General features: G+C 37.6%; 12 protein-coding genes and 7 tRNA genes. 16 read left to right on the forward strand and 3 right to left on the reverse strand.

Annotated elements, in window-relative coordinates; genetic code table 11:
- The first annotated feature begins 24 nt into the window (after positions 1 to 24).
- From lolB to AC27GZ_RS11685, 16 genes are all read left to right on the forward strand, one after another.
- Positions 25 to 669, forward strand: coding sequence for a lipoprotein insertase outer membrane protein LolB (gene lolB, locus AC27GZ_RS11610; RefSeq protein ID WP_487095234.1), 645 nt, complete (start codon positions 25 to 27; stop codon positions 667 to 669).
- Entirely contained in the window at positions 662 to 1597 is a 936-nt protein-coding gene (gene ispE / locus AC27GZ_RS11615) for a 4-(cytidine 5'-diphospho)-2-C-methyl-D-erythritol kinase (protein ID WP_487095235.1), read from the forward strand. Before lolB ends, ispE begins: the two co-directional genes overlap by 8 nt.
- Before the next feature lie 89 nt (positions 1598 to 1686).
- A complete protein-coding gene (locus AC27GZ_RS11620; RefSeq protein ID WP_487095236.1) occupies positions 1687 to 2634 on the forward strand; it encodes a ribose-phosphate pyrophosphokinase in 948 nt (315 codons plus the stop codon).
- A 247-nt stretch (positions 2635 to 2881) separates the two neighbouring features.
- The gene (locus tag AC27GZ_RS11625; protein WP_487095238.1) at positions 2882 to 3505 is read left to right on the forward strand and encodes a 50S ribosomal protein L25/general stress protein Ctc; all 624 of its coding nucleotides are present in this window, start codon (positions 2882 to 2884) and stop codon (positions 3503 to 3505) included.
- Between the two features lie 23 nt (positions 3506 to 3528).
- Positions 3529 to 4113 (forward strand): aminoacyl-tRNA hydrolase, encoded by a 585-nt coding sequence (gene pth, locus AC27GZ_RS11630; RefSeq protein WP_487095239.1) that lies wholly within the window; start codon positions 3529 to 3531, stop codon positions 4111 to 4113.
- Between the two features lie 98 nt (positions 4114 to 4211).
- On the forward strand, positions 4212 to 5303 hold the full coding sequence (ychF, locus tag AC27GZ_RS11635; protein ID WP_487095240.1) for a redox-regulated ATPase YchF: 1092 nt from the start codon (positions 4212 to 4214) through the stop codon (positions 5301 to 5303).
- Between the two features lie 247 nt (positions 5304 to 5550).
- Positions 5551 to 5627 (forward strand) — tRNA-Met (locus tag AC27GZ_RS11640).
- Positions 5628 to 5789: 162 nt separating this feature from the next.
- A tRNA-Leu gene (locus AC27GZ_RS11645) sits at positions 5790 to 5874 on the forward strand.
- Between the two features lie 24 nt (positions 5875 to 5898).
- Positions 5899 to 5973, forward strand: a tRNA-Gln gene (locus AC27GZ_RS11650).
- A 64-nt stretch (positions 5974 to 6037) separates the two neighbouring features.
- Positions 6038 to 6112 (forward strand) — tRNA-Gln (locus AC27GZ_RS11655).
- A gap of 25 nt (positions 6113 to 6137) precedes the next feature.
- A tRNA-Leu gene (locus AC27GZ_RS11660) sits at positions 6138 to 6222 on the forward strand.
- Positions 6223 to 6322: 100 nt separating this feature from the next.
- Positions 6323 to 6417, forward strand: a tRNA-OTHER gene (locus tag AC27GZ_RS11665).
- A 113-nt stretch (positions 6418 to 6530) separates the two neighbouring features.
- Positions 6531 to 6622: transfer RNA gene (locus tag AC27GZ_RS11670), tRNA-OTHER, on the forward strand.
- A 236-nt stretch (positions 6623 to 6858) separates the two neighbouring features.
- Positions 6859 to 7893 (forward strand): Leu/Phe/Val dehydrogenase, encoded by a 1035-nt coding sequence (locus AC27GZ_RS11675; RefSeq protein ID WP_487095241.1) that lies wholly within the window; start codon positions 6859 to 6861, stop codon positions 7891 to 7893.
- A 251-nt stretch (positions 7894 to 8144) separates the two neighbouring features.
- A complete protein-coding gene (locus tag AC27GZ_RS11680) occupies positions 8145 to 9794 on the forward strand; it encodes an alpha/beta hydrolase (RefSeq protein WP_487095243.1) in 1650 nt (549 codons plus the stop codon).
- A 119-nt stretch (positions 9795 to 9913) separates the two neighbouring features.
- Positions 9914 to 10879 (forward strand): universal stress protein, encoded by a 966-nt coding sequence (locus AC27GZ_RS11685; protein ID WP_487095245.1) that lies wholly within the window; start codon positions 9914 to 9916, stop codon positions 10877 to 10879.
- Between the two features lie 204 nt (positions 10880 to 11083).
- Here AC27GZ_RS11685 and AC27GZ_RS11690 read toward each other — a convergent pair whose 3' ends face one another.
- The 3 genes from AC27GZ_RS11690 to ybgF form a co-directional block, all read right to left on the reverse strand.
- Positions 11084 to 13615, reverse strand: coding sequence for a protein kinase domain-containing protein (locus tag AC27GZ_RS11690; protein ID WP_487095247.1), 2532 nt, complete (start codon positions 13613 to 13615; stop codon positions 11084 to 11086).
- Between the two features lie 38 nt (positions 13616 to 13653).
- Positions 13654 to 14487, reverse strand: coding sequence for an OmpA family protein (locus AC27GZ_RS11695; RefSeq protein ID WP_487095248.1), 834 nt, complete (start codon positions 14485 to 14487; stop codon positions 13654 to 13656).
- Between the two features lie 110 nt (positions 14488 to 14597).
- The coding region (gene ybgF / locus AC27GZ_RS11700) for a tol-pal system protein YbgF (RefSeq protein WP_487095249.1) at positions 14598 to 16710 on the reverse strand (2113 nt) is incomplete at its 5' end.

Below are 16710 nucleotides of genomic sequence, written 5' to 3' on the forward strand. Positions count from 1 at the left end.
ATACAATGTACATTTTAATTCTACATGCCCAAATCAAACTTCTCGTTATATTCCTTACTTTTAATAACGACTATAGTATTTACCGGTTGTGCTACAAAGCCCTTGCCTTCAGAAGAAAATACACTTTCTTTAACGCCTGAACAAAGAGCCGAACAACTAGGAAACAAAAATCGCTGGCAATTACGCGGTAAAATCGCATTTATCGAAAAATATCCTAACAGCAAAGATAAACGTGAAAGTGCCTCCATAACTTGGGTTGTCGATGATAATCAACAATCTCAAGAGTTAAACCTAACCAGTTATCTAGGCATAAATGTTCTTAAGTTGAATTCAAATCAAGAGCTACACACACTTCAAGTTGATGGTAAGGAATATCAGACAAAAGATTTAGTGGGCTTAATAAGTTCCTTGACCGGTTTAACTTTACCTACCAAGGCACTTAGCTTTTGGTTAAAAGGTCTACCTTATCATGCTAACGATACAATCAACTTTGATACTACAACACAATTACCTCTTAGCATGTCTAGCTTTTACAATAATGTTTTATGGCAAATTGATTATGGTAATTACCGACAATTTAACGGTATACCTATGGCAACAAAATTCACGTTCAAAAAAAATAACTTACTAATAAAAGTTGCTGTAACTAAGTGGACTTTAAATGAATAAATATTTAAACAAGACATTGCAATTCCCTTCCCCTGCAAAATTGAATTTATTTTTACATGTTGTTGGCCAGCGCCAAGATGGTTACCATGAATTAGAAACTTTATTTCAGTTTATTGATTACAATGACACTATTGAAATATCTATCACACAAGCTCCAGAAATACTGTTGTCGACACCTATTAAAGGGGTGCAAAACGAAGATAATTTAATCGTTAAAGCCGCGCTTTTACTCCAAAAAAAGGCACAAGAAAAAAACCGATTTCAAGCTGAACCGCTAGGTGCAGATATCAGTATAGAAAAAGTACTGCCAATGGGTGGCGGTTTGGGTGGTGGTTCATCCAATGCCGCAACAATATTAGTGGCCTTAAACACCTTATGGCAAACGAATTTCACAAATAAAGAACTAGCTGAGTTTGGCTTATCCCTTGGTGCTGATGTACCTATTTTTGTTCATGGTTATGCCGCTTTCGCCCAGGGTATTGGTGAAAAGCTCACCCCTGTAGCGCCAAAAGAGCGTTGGTATTTAATCACTAAGCCTGATGTGAGCATTTCAACTGCCAGTGTTTTTACCTCAAAAGATTTACCAAGAAACACGCCTAAAATCTTAAGCAAAAACTTTTCTTTTGATTACCAAGATGACGATTTATTCATTAATACTGCATCAAAAGTCGAAAAATATCATAATGATTGTCAAACCATGGTAACAAAACACTACTTTGAAGTTGCCAAGCTACTGGCTTGGTTGGTAGAATATGCGCCGTCTAGAATGACTGGAACAGGTGCATGTATTTTTTCATGTTTTTCCAGTCAAAAAGAGGCGTGCGATTTACAGGCGAAACTTCCGAAAGGAACACGCTCATTTGTCGCACAAGGGTGCAATAAATCGCCTTTATGCTCAGTGATTGAGCAACTGAAAAGTTCAACCTAATTTGCTGAACTTAACCTATTAAACTAAAGTTACATTATGGTTAAATTCAGTTACTACTATTAATGTCAAATGTTTCTGAGGAACAGACTGTGCCTGACATGAAGATTTTTGCGGGTAATGCCACCCCTGAACTGGCCAAGCAAATTGCAAATCGCCTATATATCACTTTAGGTGAAGCCAAAATTGGCAGTTTTAGCGATGGTGAAATAAGCTTTGAAATCAATGAAAACGTTCGTGGTAGCGATGTATTTATTGTTCAATCAACTTGTGCTCCAACTAATAACAACTTGATGGAATTAATAGTGATGATCGACGCATTTCGTCGTGCATCAGCAGGCAGAATTACTGCTGTTATTCCTTACTTTGGTTATGCTCGCCAAGACAGACGTGTACGTAGTGCTCGTGTACCAATTACTGCAAAAGTTGTTGCTGATTTCTTATCAAGTGTTGGTGTTGACCGTGTATTAACCGTTGATTTGCATGCAGAGCAAATTCAAGGCTTCTTCGATGTTCCTGTTGATAATGCTTTTGGTACACCGATTTTATTAGAAGACATGAAAAACCGCGAACTTGACAACCCTGTAGTGGTTTCACCTGATATTGGTGGTGTTGTTCGTGCGCGTGCTGTTGCCAAATTATTAGATGATGCTGATCTTGCGATAATTGATAAACGTCGTCCAAAAGCAAATGTTGCTCAAGTAATGCATATTATTGGTGATGTAGCAGGTCGTGACTGTATTATTGTTGATGACATGATTGATACTGGTGGTACATTAGCAAAAGCAGCTGAAGCATTAAAAGACCATGGTGCTAAACGTGTTATTGCTTATGCAACACACCCTGTATTATCAGGTAATGCAGCTGAAAACCTTAAAAAATCAGTAATTGATGAAGTTGTTGTAACAGACTCAATTCCATTATCAAAAGAAATTCAAAAACTTAAAATGGTTCGTCAATTAACTTTAAGTGGCATGTTAAGCGAAGCTATTCGCCGCGTATGTAATGAAGAATCAATTTCAGCAATGTTCGATAACTAAATTTTGTTAACCAAGCTCATACAATTAAGCTTGGCTTGCTGAACTTCAAAAAGCAGATATTTAACAATATCTGCTTTTTTTATCGCTTTTAAATAGCTTTACTTTTCCGCTAGTGTTATTATGCCGCGCCTTTTTTATCTACTAACGCACTTTATATCGCGTTTGCTCAGGTAAATAAGCGCGTATACCCTTGTTTTTGGTCGCAAAAAACAAGATTAATTTATTTTATTATATAAGAGTATTTATCATGACTGATTTATTTACTTTGGATGCAGAAGTACGTACAGACTTAGGGAAAGGTGCGAGCCGCCGCCTACGTCACGCGAATAAAGTTCCTGCAATCCTTTACGGTGAAGGCCAAGAGCCAGTATCTTTAACTTTAGAGCACAAAAATGTTTTACGTGCTCAACAAGAAGAAGCTTTCTACTCGCACGTATTAACATTAAACATTGGCAAAGAAGCTGTTCAATGTTTAATTAAAGACATGCAACGTCACCCGTACAAAAACATTATCATGCACATGGATTTCCTACGTATTGATGCAAAACACGCTATCCACAACAATGTACCTGTACACTTCATCAATGAAGATAAAGTTACTAAGTCTGGCGCTACTATTGCTCATCACGTAACTGAAATTGCTGTTACTTGTTTACCAAGTGATTTACCTGAATTTATCGAAATTGATTTAGCAGATCTAGAAGTTGGTCAAACACTACATTTATCAGACGTTACTTTCCCTAAAGGCGTAACTTCAGATGAATTAGCTAAAGGTGAAAGCCATGATCAAGCTGTTGTTACTGCTAACGCTCCTAAAGCTAGCAAAGACGATAGTGAAGAAGCTACTGAAGAAGAACCAGCAGCTGAATAACAGTTTAATAATTATTACTTAATATGAGTATTAAACTGATTGCGGGGCTAGGTAATCCTGGCCCCGAATATACAAGAACACGTCACAATGCAGGTGTTTGGTTCGTAGAAGAACTAGCACAACGCAACAATATTTCTCTCCGTCCTGAAAAAAAATACTCTGGCCTGTATGGTAAAGGGGTTATTGGCGGCGAACTAGTTCACCTTTTAATTCCAACAACATTTATGAATCGCAGTGGTCAAGCAGTTGCTCCTCTTGCAAACTTTTTCCGTATTAATGTTGATAACATCCTAATCGCACATGATGAATTAGATATGTTGCCGGGTGTAGTTAAAATTAAAAAAGGTGGCGGTCATGGTGGACATAATGGCTTAAAAGACATTATTGCACGCATGGCAAATAATAAAGAATTTTATCGATTGCGAATTGGTATTGGCCACCCTGGTCATAGAGATAAAGTCACTGGCCATGTACTTGGTAAAGCTCCACAAAGCGAGCAAGCATTAATTGATCAAGCTATCGACGAAGCAACACGTTGTTTCGACATTTGGCAACAAGACGATTTAAAAAAAGCGCAACAACGTTTGCATGCTTTTAAAGCAATATAAAAAGACTGTTTTATAATTATTGATAAGTAAGTAAAACACCAAAATTATACGAAGGTTCAGTCCTGAGTTAACATTAACAAATTTAATAGGTATCAATCATGGGATTTAAATGTGGTATCGTTGGCCTACCCAACGTCGGTAAATCAACCCTTTTTAATGCACTTACTAAAGCTGGCATTGAAGCTGCTAACTTTCCTTTTTGTACCATAGAGCCAAATACTGGCGTAGTACCTGTACCAGATCCAAGATTGGACCAACTTACCGAAATTGTAAAACCTGAGCGTGTTATTGCTACCACCATGGAATTTGTTGATATTGCTGGCCTAGTTGCTGGTGCATCAAAAGGTGAAGGTTTAGGTAATAAATTTTTAGCGAATATCCGTGAAACAGATGCTATTGGTCATGTTGTCCGTTGTTTTGAAAATGACAACATCATTCATGTTGCTAATAAAATAGATCCTGCTGCAGACATTGATGTTATTAATACAGAATTAGCTTTAGCCGATATGGATACTGCTGAGCGAGCAATTCTACGTCAAACTAAACGCGCAAAAGGTGGCGATAAAGACGCTAAGTTTGAACTACCCGTACTTGAGAAAATTTTAAAGCACGTTGAAGATGGTAATATGGTGCGCTCTTTAGAGCTAACTAAAGAAGAAAAAGCAGCAGTTGCCTACTTAAACTTTTTAACCATTAAACCAACCATGTACATTGCTAATGTCAACGACGATGGTTTTGAAAACAACCCTTATTTAGACATAGTACAAGCCATTGCAGATAAAGAAGGTGCAGTAGTTGTACCTGTTTGTGCTGAAATTGAAGGCGAGCTCTCTGAAATGGATGATGAAGACAGAGATGAGTTCATGGAAGAAATGGGCTTGGAAGAGCCAGGACTTAACCGAGTAATCAACTCAGGTTATGGTTTATTAAGTTTACAAACTTACTTTACTGCTGGTGTTAAAGAAGTGAGAGCATGGACAGTGAAACAAAATGCAACGGCTCCTCAAGCAGCAGGTGTTATTCATACCGACTTTGAAAAAGGCTTTATACGCGCAGAAGTTATTGCCTTTAATGACTTCATTGAGTTTAATGGTGAAGCTGGGGCCAAAGAAGCGGGTAAATGGCGTTTAGAAGGTAAAGAATACCCTGTTAAAGATGGTGACGTAGTACACTTCCGCTTTAACGTATAATCAGCTAACTAAAAAACTTAAAACAAAAAGATAAAACATAAAAAGGGCTAACCTTTTTAAAACTAATATAAAAATGCATACACACACAAAAAGCTGTCAGGTATGCATTTTTTTTGTGTAGTTTGCAGGCAAATTGCACAGGCAATAGCCAAACAAATAAAAAGTCAGTTTTTTTCACAAAAAACGGTTGACGTAAGGCAAGCAGATTTGCATAATACGCGCCACTTGCTGAGAGGCAAGATGTAAAGGCTACATAGCTCAGCTGGTTAGAGCACATCACTCATAATGATGGGGTCCCAGGTTCAAATCCCGGTGTAGCCACCATTCTTCTCTCAACAATAAGAGTTCAAGTCTCTCTAAAATCTTGATTTAAATAGTGCTGAAGTAGTGGAACTGGTAGACACGCTGCCTTTAATAGGATTAGCAGGTTTCAGTGCCGATCGGCATGAGAGTTCAAGTCTCTATAAAAACTTGATGTATATAAATGCGGAAGTGGTGGAATTGGTAGACACGCTGGATTTAGGTTCCAGTGCCTCGCGGCGTGAGAGTTCAAGTCTCTCCTTCCGTACCATTTATATACTAAGTAATACATTGCAGGGGTATAGCCAAGCGGTAAGGCAGCGGGTTTTGATCCCGTCATTCAGAGGTTCAAATCCTCTTACCCCTGCCACTTTTCTTATCTATCCTATGTGTGAATTTTAAGTTAAGTCTTCAATGTAATTACAACTATCTGCAGGGGTATAGCCAAGCGGTAAGGCAGCGGGTTTTGATCCCGTCATTCAGAGGTTCAAATCCTCTTACCCCTGCCACTTTTCTTATAAAGAAAATCAAAATGCGGAAGTGGTGGAATTGGTAGACACGCTGGATTTAGGTTCCAGTGCCTCGCGGCGTGAGAGTTCAAGTCTCTCCTTCCGTACCATTTTGATAACTCTCTTGTACATCTGAATTTTTCCAAAACTAATATCCGTTCACCTCAATTATATAAATTTCTAGTATCTCTAAACACTAATAATTTAAAATGCGAAGTGGTGGAATTGCTAGACACGCTGCTTATGTTAGGTAAAGTAGGTTCCAGTGCCTCGCGGCGTGAGAGTTCAAGTCTCTCCTTCCGTAGCATTTTGATAACTCTCTTGTACACCTCTATTTTTTCAAAACTAATATTCGTTCACCTAAAATATCAATATATAAATTTCTAGTATCTCTAAACATTAATAATTTAAAATTCGAAGTGCTTGAATTGGTAGGCACGCTGCTTATGTTAGGAAAAGTAGGTTCCAGTGCCTCGCAGCGTGAGAGTTCAAGTCTCTCCTTCCGTACCATTTTGATAACTCTCATGCTTACCTCTCATTAACCACTACAAATTTTTGAAACTTATCCTTCACAACAAAACAGTACTATTTTTCATTATCATTTCACTGTACTTATATCTGAACACTTACTCCGTCTAGCTTTACTAGAATTAATTCATACAAGCTAGTTTGCATAAATTTGAAATGATATGGTTTCTTCAATTCTTAAATTAGTTTATTCGGTGTAGAAATAAGGAAGCAAAACCATGGCTTTTTTTGATTTGGTTGATTTTGATGATCATGAGCAAGTAGTTTTTTGTAGTGATAAAAAATCGGGTTTAAAAGCAATTATTGCCGTTCACAGTACAAAACTAGGCCCTGCTGTAGGCGGTTGTAGATTATGGGATTATCAAAGTGATGAAGAAGCATTAGTCGATGCGTTACGTTTATCTAAAGGTATGACCTATAAAAATGCCATGGCTGGCTTACAAATGGGTGGCGGTAAATCGGTAATTATTGGTGATGCTAAATCAATTAAATCTGAAGCACTTTTTAAAGCGTTTGGTGAAGCGTTAAATGATCTAAACGGTCGCTATTTAAGTGCTGAAGATGTCAATATAACCACTGATGATATTGCCATTGCTAATTCAGTAACACCTTTTGTTACAGGCACAGAGGGTAAAAGTGGGAACCCTGGGCCATTTACCGCTCTAGGAACGTTTTTAGGTATAAAAGCCAGCGTCAAGCATAAACTGAACCGTGATGATTTAACAGGCCTTAAAGTAGCTGTACAAGGCCTAGGAAGTGTTGGTTATGGTTTATGTGAGTATTTATATCAAGCTGGTGCAAAGTTAATTGTTTCTGACATTAACCAAGCCGCGCTAGACAAAGCTGCTACTGAGCTTAATGCCACCATTGTGGGCCTTGATGAACTGTATGATCAAGAGGCAGATGTATATGCTCCTTGCGCCCTGGGGGCAAGCATAAATGATGACACCATAAAGCGCTTAAAAGCTAAAATAATTGCTGGCTGTGCCAACAACCAATTAGCAGAGCCGCGACATGATCAAGCCCTACTAGATAAAGGTATATTGTACGCCCCTGATTATGTGATAAATGCAGGTGGTATCATTAATATTTCTTTTGAAGAGGATTATTGTGCAGACAAAGCGACCAAAAAAGTTGAAGAAATATACGATACTTTACTGACTATTTTTACCAAGGCTGAAGAGACTAACAGACCTACCGGAATCATTGCAGATGAAATGGCGCGCGAAATCATAAAAAATGGTGGTAAGTAAAATAAAATCCCCTGTCGAAAAGCATTAATAAGATCCTATACTGGGCTGTAACTGTACTTTTATCAAAATACGGCTATAGCCTAAGTAAACTAACATAAGGGAAGCAAACGCTACATATTATCGGTAATTCAAATAAAGTAAATTAAATAAAGGTAATTACAAATAACAAAGCATATAAATAATTGTATTGTGTAAATGAATGGTTTTGATAATATTTTATCTTAATTAATTCTTTAACAATAAGTTTTTTAATGACGTTTAAAAATAGAGTACTCGCATACTTAACCTCTTTGTCGTATGTCGGTATTGTATTAGCCGCATTATTTTTTTCCTTTTCACTTTCCCCTTCGCTCGTCCCTAGGCCATATATTTTACAAGGCATACTTTCAGGGATATTACTGGCTATCGGCTATGGTTTAGGGGTTTTAATAAGGTGGCTTTGGGATTATTTAAAGCTTCCTGTACTTAACAACCGCCCTCTGTTTATCATTAAGTTATCATTGAGCATACTTAGTTTTTCTCTTTGCCTTTACTCGGTGTTTTATTCAGCTCAATGGCAAAATGAATTGAGAAGCCTTATGGGATTAGAAGCTATTAAACCTAGTTTAACACTCTATATGAGCTTTATATCTATCACAATGGCGCTCATGCTTTTGCTTTTAGCTAATGGCATTAAAGTTATTTTCCTCAGAATTAAAACGCGATTAAAAACGTTAATTCCTCAACGTGTTGCTAATATTTTAAGTTTTTCGTTAGTAGCAACTTTAGTATTTTTTCTCACTAACTCGTTACTGATTACAAAATTTGTCGATGCTTTAGATAATACCTATTTGCTACTTGATGAAAATATTGAAAGTGACATACCAGTGCCGACACTTACCAGTGCGTCTGGTAGTTCATCATCACTTATTTCTTGGCAAAAAATAGGACGAACAGGACAAGAGTTTATTACGCAAACTTCTAAACAGTCAGCGATAGAAAATTTTTGGCAACAAGAAAGCCAACAACCTCTTCGAGTTTACGTGGGTTTACGCTCAAGAGAAACGCCAGAGCAAAGGGCAGAATTAGCGCTACAAGAGTTAATTCGAGTTAACGCTTTTAAGCGGGACAAACTGGTAATTGCCACACCAACGGGAACTGGCTGGTTAGACCCTTCTGCTATGGATACATTTGAATATATCCACAAAGGTAATACCGCTATTGTTGCCATGCAATATTCCTACTTGCCAAGTTGGCTAACACTACTTGTTGATCCAACAAGTGCCAAGCTGTCTGCTACTGCTTTATATCAAAAGGTTCATCAATATTGGTCACAACTTGATAAAACTACACGCCCAGATTTATATCTTTTTGGTCTGAGCTTGGGTGCATACGGGGCAGAAACCTCTATTAATTTAACCACTATTATCAATAATCCTATTCAAGGGGCTTTATTTGTTGGCACGCCTTTTCCTAGCACCATAGCTCCTTATATAACAAAATATCGCAATGATGATTCGCCTCAATGGTTACCTGTTATACAAGACAGTTCTTTAGTGCGTTTTACCACACAAAAAAATAGCCTTAGCAACCCACAATGGCATTGGGGACCAATGCGGTTTGTCTACGTACAATACGCTAGTGATCCCATGGTGTATTTTTCAACCAATTTATTTAGAAAAGAGCCTGATTGGATGAAAGGAGAAAGAGCTTATGATGTTTCTTCACACTTTCAGTGGTTCCCACTTATTACTTTTTTCCAAGTTTTATTTGATATGCCGATGGCTGATAAAGTACCTAGAGGCAACGCGCACAGTTATTCTGCTGCAAGTTATATTGATGGTTGGGTTGCAGTTACTGCGCCTCAAGCATGGAGTCCATCAAGCAACCAACGCGTAAAGGAATTATTTCAAGCTCAATAACAATTGATCACAACATTGTCTGGTATAACTATTGAAATCAGCCTACTAATTGCTACGCTAGGTATATATTTACGGCAAGTAGATTAGCAATTTAGGTTAACAGTTTAAGGAAAAGTAATATGTTGAACATTAACAATATCCTCTATATTTATAGTGACTCTGTAGATAATGCTGTAGCACTAAAAAAAGCGGTTGATGTAGCCAAAAATAATCAAGCCAAATTAACTGTATTATTTACTTTAACCAATGACACTCTGCCCGACTCTCTAGGTTTTACACAGGATGATATCGACGAATTTATTGAAACGAAAGAGCAAGAGCGTGATGGAATCATTGAGCAATACGCCGACAGAATAAGCATTAAAAAAGAAACCTTACTCAATAACTCTTATATTGATGTGGTAAAAATGGTTCAAAGTGACAGCTTTGATTTATTGATTAAACCATCAGAAAATGAAGGTTTTTTATCTAAACTCTTTGGTAGTAACGATATGGGGTACCTTCGTCAATGCCCTTGCCCAGTGTTATTAATCAAACCAAAATCGTTAGGCGATAGTCAAACTATTGTGGCAGCAGTTGATGTTGATAATAATTACCCTGAAACAGAAAAAAACGTTCGAGAGCAGTTGAATATAAACATTGTTAAGGCAGCCGCAGCCATTGCAGCAAATCGAGGCAGCCAATTAAAGATTGTCTCTGCATGGTCAACACCCTACGACAAGGCACTCAACTACGCGAAATACCTTAAAAAGAACACAGAAGACATTAACCTTTACCAGAAAAATGCTGAGCAGCAACATAAACTAAACCTCGCTGCCTTTATGGAAGCCGTTTACAGCACAATTAGCCCTGAAATGCTTGAATATGTGTCTGTAGAGTCGGTATCAATTAATGGTTTACCGAAAGAAAGCCTGCCTCAATATACAAAGCTAATAAATGCTGAATTAGTTGTGATGGGCACCGTAGCAAGGGTTGGTATAAAGGGCTTATTTATCGGCAATACCGCAGAGAATATTTTATATCGACTAAACCAATCCGTATTAGCGTTAAAACCCGAGGGCTTTGATTCTTCAATAGGTCAGTAACTATATGCGATACTTTATGGACTTTGCCTTAAAAACGCTTAGTAAACTATTTAACACATAAATTAGAAAAGACTAAATAGTTTACTTAGCGCATAAAGGGCTAGTTCGTGTTTGAATTTACGACGTACACGAATAAAGTTCAGTCCAGTTACCGTGAAATACTCTTCAATAAACAAGCTAAATAGTCAAATTAAAAGACCGACATTAATAACTTACTTTAAATTCTGCTAATTCTGTAACAGTTCGACTATCATCAATATTCAACGAACTATCAGTATACGACGTATGGATTTTATGTTTCACCATGTATTTAGTTTCTACATTGAACCATATCACTTGCTTCAATATAAAACCATCACCGTCAGTAGTACTCTCTACTTTAAAGCAATAAAACTCGCCGGCGGGAACGGTTACAACTTCCACATCAACAACTTCGTTATAAGTTGTCATATTATTGCTATTACTTTCCCATTTATTACCTACTTTCATTGGCCATTTAGTTCCCTTTAGAATACGGCTATTTAAATCCATTTCATTTGGGCTAGCAGAGTTATACCCAATAGTCATTGATACTGCTTCAAGTGTCTCTTTTTCAAGTAACATTCTGGTACGAGTTGTATAAGTATTATCTTGGGTATTAACCTCGGACGTTTTTGATAAAGACTCTAAACCTATTTCTGTTCGTAATCCCTCAGAAATAGGAAGAAAAACTTCATTTTCTATAACATAAGCTGGCTTGCCTTTATAGCTATCTTCCCCTACAACCAAAGTGGTTAGGTCAGATTCATAAGTGCCAGACACTTTATATTTCCAGTAATCACCTTTATTTAAAATAGGCAGGGCCATAGTTGTTTTATCTTGTTCTAGTTTAACCTCTAAGCTTTTAGTTTTTGTATTAACTTGGGTTAAATCTAAACTCAACTCACGCTGTTTATAACCTGCTTTATTCGCAATTACTTTATAAAAACGGGGTAATAACGACATGCCTTTTTTATAAACTAATGACGTACCTACTTCTAAATCTATCAGTTCAATATTTGCCTGACTTGGCTGAATGTTAATTTCAAGTTTTACTTTAGTGGCTTCTATTTTTGCCAAACGATCACGTTCAGCTTGTTCCTTGGCTAGTCGGTCTGCTTTTTCCTTGGCTAATCGTTCCGCTTTCTCTTTTGCTAGTCTATTAGCCCTTTCTTTAGCTAACCGATCTGCTTTCTCTTTTGCTAGTCGTTCAGCCTTTTCTTTAGCTAACCGCTCTGCTTTCTCTTTGGCTAGTCGCTCAGCCTTTTCTTTGGCTAACCTATCAGCTTTCTCCTTGGCTTTTTTAGCCGCCAATTGCTTTGCTCTTTGCTCAGATAAGGCTTTATTCAAGCTTGACAATAAAATATCATCAACGGCGCCTGTTTCTAACATGCCTTGTTGCTTTTCAAAGGCTTCAATAGCTTTTTGAGTGCGAACATCAAGCTCTCCGTTTGCCGGAGATTGAAAGCCTAGCTCTCTTAACCCTTGCTGCACTGTTAATATTATATTTTTTAGCTCAGCTATACGCTGCTGTTCAATTTTTTGTTGAGCCGCTTTTTCATCTCTTGCTTGAATACGTGCTTGTTCTTTTTGATATTCAGCAAAACCAAAATAACCGCCAGTACCTAACAGCGCAGCTATAATGATAACAATGAGAGTTTTAGCTGAGCCGCTCTTTGTAGGTGTTTCACTAGCTTTTTGCTCAGACGCTTGCTCTGTTTTCGCAGGCGTAGGCTCTTTACTTACTTGACGAGTAACGGCTTCTACTTTACGGGTAGCGTCATCATCAATAGCTGCATTTTCAACAGAGGAAACAACCTCTCCTGCTAATAGTTTTTGTAATTGCTCAACGTTTTGACAACGGTTTTTAACAATTAGCACCATAGCTTGGCTAATGGCTTGTTTAAGCGATTGGCTATATTGCTCAAGCTCGATCGGCTTTAAAGGGTCTGCCTCACCTTCCATAATGTCGTGCTGTCTGTCGGTACTTTCTACCGGCTTAATACCGGTTGCTAAGTAGTACATAACAGCGCCAATTGCATAAATATCTGTGTATGGGCCTTGTTTACCACGTGAAGTATATTGCTCAGGTGGCGCATAACCTTGGCTGATAATGGCACTAATAGACTTAGACTTTTCACCAACACTTTGCCTTGCGGCACCAAAGTCAATGAGCATAGGGTTATTACCATGTTCATCACTTGAACTTTGCAGGTAAATGTTGCCAGGTTTTATGTCTCGATGTAATAGGCCTGCTTTGTGAACTTCAGCAAGCCCTTTTAATACGGGCTCAATAATTTCACGAATACGAGTTTCAGCCATACCACCATTAAAATGGATTTTTTTCAGGTGTTCATCCAGTGCTTCACCTTCAACATATTCCATCACTAGATACGCTGTACCATTAGCTTGTACTAAGGTGTAGGCTTTAACGATATTAGGATGATTGAATTTTGCGAGAGTACGTGCTTCGATGAGGAATTTGTCTAGACCATAATTATAATCATCAGAACAATTGGTTTTAGGGATAACGGTTGATGCATCGTGACTTCTACCGGCTAATTCTTGTGGTAAAAACTCTTTTAACGCCACCATACGGTGCATGATGGTATCTTCAGCTTTATAAGTGATACCAAAACCACCTGCACCTAAGATATCAACAATGCGATAATCACCAACGTGACTGCCAATAGCGAGTGATGAATCCAATTCTTGCACGTGTTTACCCTACTTTTTATTATTACTATTGAATGAGTCTATTCTTTACTTAAAAACACTTCGACACGTCGGTTCAATTGATGTGCCTGCTCAGTTTGTATTGTCATCTTAGGCTCTGTTTCACCTTTACCATAAAAGTTAATTTCACCTGTTAATGCAGGCTGGTGAAACACAACTTCTTGATATACAGACTTTGCTCTTTGTTGTGATAGCTTCATATTATAACTTTCCATACCACGTAAATCAGTATGACCAACAAAGTTGATTTTATATTTTTTAAGTTTCAGGCTGGTTAATGATTTCGCCAGTTGCTCCACTTGCGCTTTACCCGCTGGTGTCAACTCAGCACTATTGGTCGAAAATGCTATCGCCATATTAATACTTTGGGTGCGTTTTAACCCTCTTGCACTGGCAAGTGAGCGAGTTGACGATAACATGCAGTTTAATGCTTTACTATTGACGCCATGAAGTTGCTGATAGTTATTTAAGGCAATTTCCACTTCAGAGATGGGTAACTTTTTAGCACTTGCTGAATGTATTAACTTTTGCACTTTACACACGTTATCTTGCGCTAAATAAAAGTTAGCTTTGAGTAAGCGAACCTTCGCAGCTTGTGGTTTTGTTGTAATATAATCATTCGTTATATCAAGGTAGGTCTGTGCCTGTTTAAATTTATCTTGTTCAACAAGTTCAGTTATTAATGGCATTAAGGTTGATAAGTCTTCGCAATCATCTACGGCGTCTTGTAGTTGATAAAGTCGCTCAACATGATCGTCAGATAGCTGGATATTTGTTTTAACATTACAGTTAGCAGATACTGCCCTGGTAATTAAAAGACTAACTAAACATATACTAATAATTATTTTATTCATCTTATTCACTTGTTTAATACCACTATCTTTTATCGTTATTTTTCTTTTAAAAAAGCTGCCACGTACAATAAATTATAAATGAGCCTTGTTATCATTATCAATATTTCTGACTATTTGCTTGGCAAACTCTCATAATATGCCGCAAGGTTTTTCATATCTTGCTCAGATAAAGGTATAGCCATGGGTTGCATAACAGGGTCTTTACGTGCACCACTTTTATAGTTTTTAAGCTGAGTAAATATATAATTGCCATCTAATCCCGCTAAGCTGGGATATAACTTTATTAATGATATACCGTTAGCTCCATGACAGGCAGCACACATGGCAGACTTACTTTTACCTTTGGCAATATCCCCTGCTATTACATTTTTACTGTTGGCTAAGTCTGGTGTATTTTCAATTTGTGCTAAACGATTTTTTGCTAATTTAGCCGCAGAGCTATCACTGTAAGACCTGATAACAGTGTTATAAGAGGCTCTTGCTTTTGAAAATTGCTGCCGTTTTTCATACACCATACCTAATTTAAGATAACTATCGCCTCGTTTAGTAGAGCTTGGGAACTCGTTTATGACAGTACTAAAATGTTGCTCAGCTAATCTAAAATCGGCCTTATTATAATAAAGCTGCCCTAACCAATAATTTGCGTTTGCCACATAGCTAGAGCTTTTATCTGAATAAACCGACAGAAAATCATTTAGGGCAACTATACCTTCATCATAGTTTCTATCTTTAAGGATAATATTAATCGCTTTATCATACATTTGATGCTCTGATAACTGATTGGCTTTTTTCGCTTTAGCTAAACTCGCTGATTTTTCTTTTGCTAACTTTTCTTGCGCTATTTTTTGCTCTTCTGCTTTCTTATACTGCTGAACTGCTGCTGATAAATTTGACAATAATAAGTTATCCACTTCCCCAGTAACTATCATGCCTTGTTTGGTTTCAAATGCTTCAATGGCTTTAACAGTCCTAATATCTAACGTGCCATGATTCGGTGCTTGATACCCCAAAGTATTCAGGTGTTGTTGTGCTGTTTCTATATCTTGCTTACGCTTAGCTTGCTTTGCCATAGTTTCAAGACGAACACGTTCTTGCTCTTTGGCCATTGCGGCTTGTTTATTACGTGCTAAACGCTGCTGCTCAATTAACGCTTTTTCTTCTAGCTGATTTATCGCTTGATTTGCCTCATCAACAAACTGACCATTAGGCCATTTGTTCAAAAAAGACTGGTAAGCCTCTATATCATTTAATTTTTTAGCTGCTTTCCAAGCTGACTCTTCTTGTTTAATAAGCTTTTGTGCTTTAAACGTTTCAATTTGTGCGGTTTGCTGCGCTGGAGTTAGTTTTTTAACGCTTTCAAAATAATAGGCAAGATCTTCTAATTCTTTTTCTGTTAAACCAACAACCATACCTTGCATAATGGGCTCAGCAATTGAACCATTTTTATAAGCGAGTAACTGTTGGTAAGTATAGTCTTTTGATAAACCCGCCAAGCTAGGGTAAAGTTCTGGCAAATTAGAAATACCTTTATCCCCATGACAAGCGACACAAATTGCCGAGAGTTTTTTACCTGATTCGATCGCTTGCTGTTTTTTCAGTGCTAAGGCTTGTTCTTGGGCTAATTGTTGAGCTAATTTTTCTGCTTGCTCTTCTGCCAACTTTTGTTGATGTTCTGAATATAAAAAATACCCTAAGCCTGCTAATGCACTTGCAACAATAAAAAAAATTATCGGAAGTTTTTTCGATTTTTCTGATTTTGTATGACTGGTTTCAGTGCTTACTTGTTCATGTTTAACTGAAACTTCATCAAGCTGTTTTCTTGATATTTTTTGAGTTTTGTCTTCATCAATACTAGAGCTTGATTTAACCGATTTCTCTTTAGCTTCCCCCTTTAAAAGGGCTTGTAATTCATTAACATGTTGTGGCCTACTTGCTGCCCGTAACATCATCGCTTTAGTTATAGCGTTTACAAGTGACTCACTGTAGCCTCTACTTTGTTCAATAGGTGTTAGCGGATCAGGTTGCTCATCAATAATATCATGTTGTCTGTCGGTACTATCTACTGGCTTTTCTCCGGTAACTAAATAATACATGACGGCGCCAATGGCATAGATGTCGGTATATGGCCCTTGTTTGCCACGAGTAGTGTATTGTTCTGGTGGCGCATAACCTTGGCTGATAATAGCGCTGATAGATTTAGACTTTTCACCCACACTTTGCCTT

It is taken from the genome of Colwellia sp. SU-HH00943, from assembly GCF_057546125.1.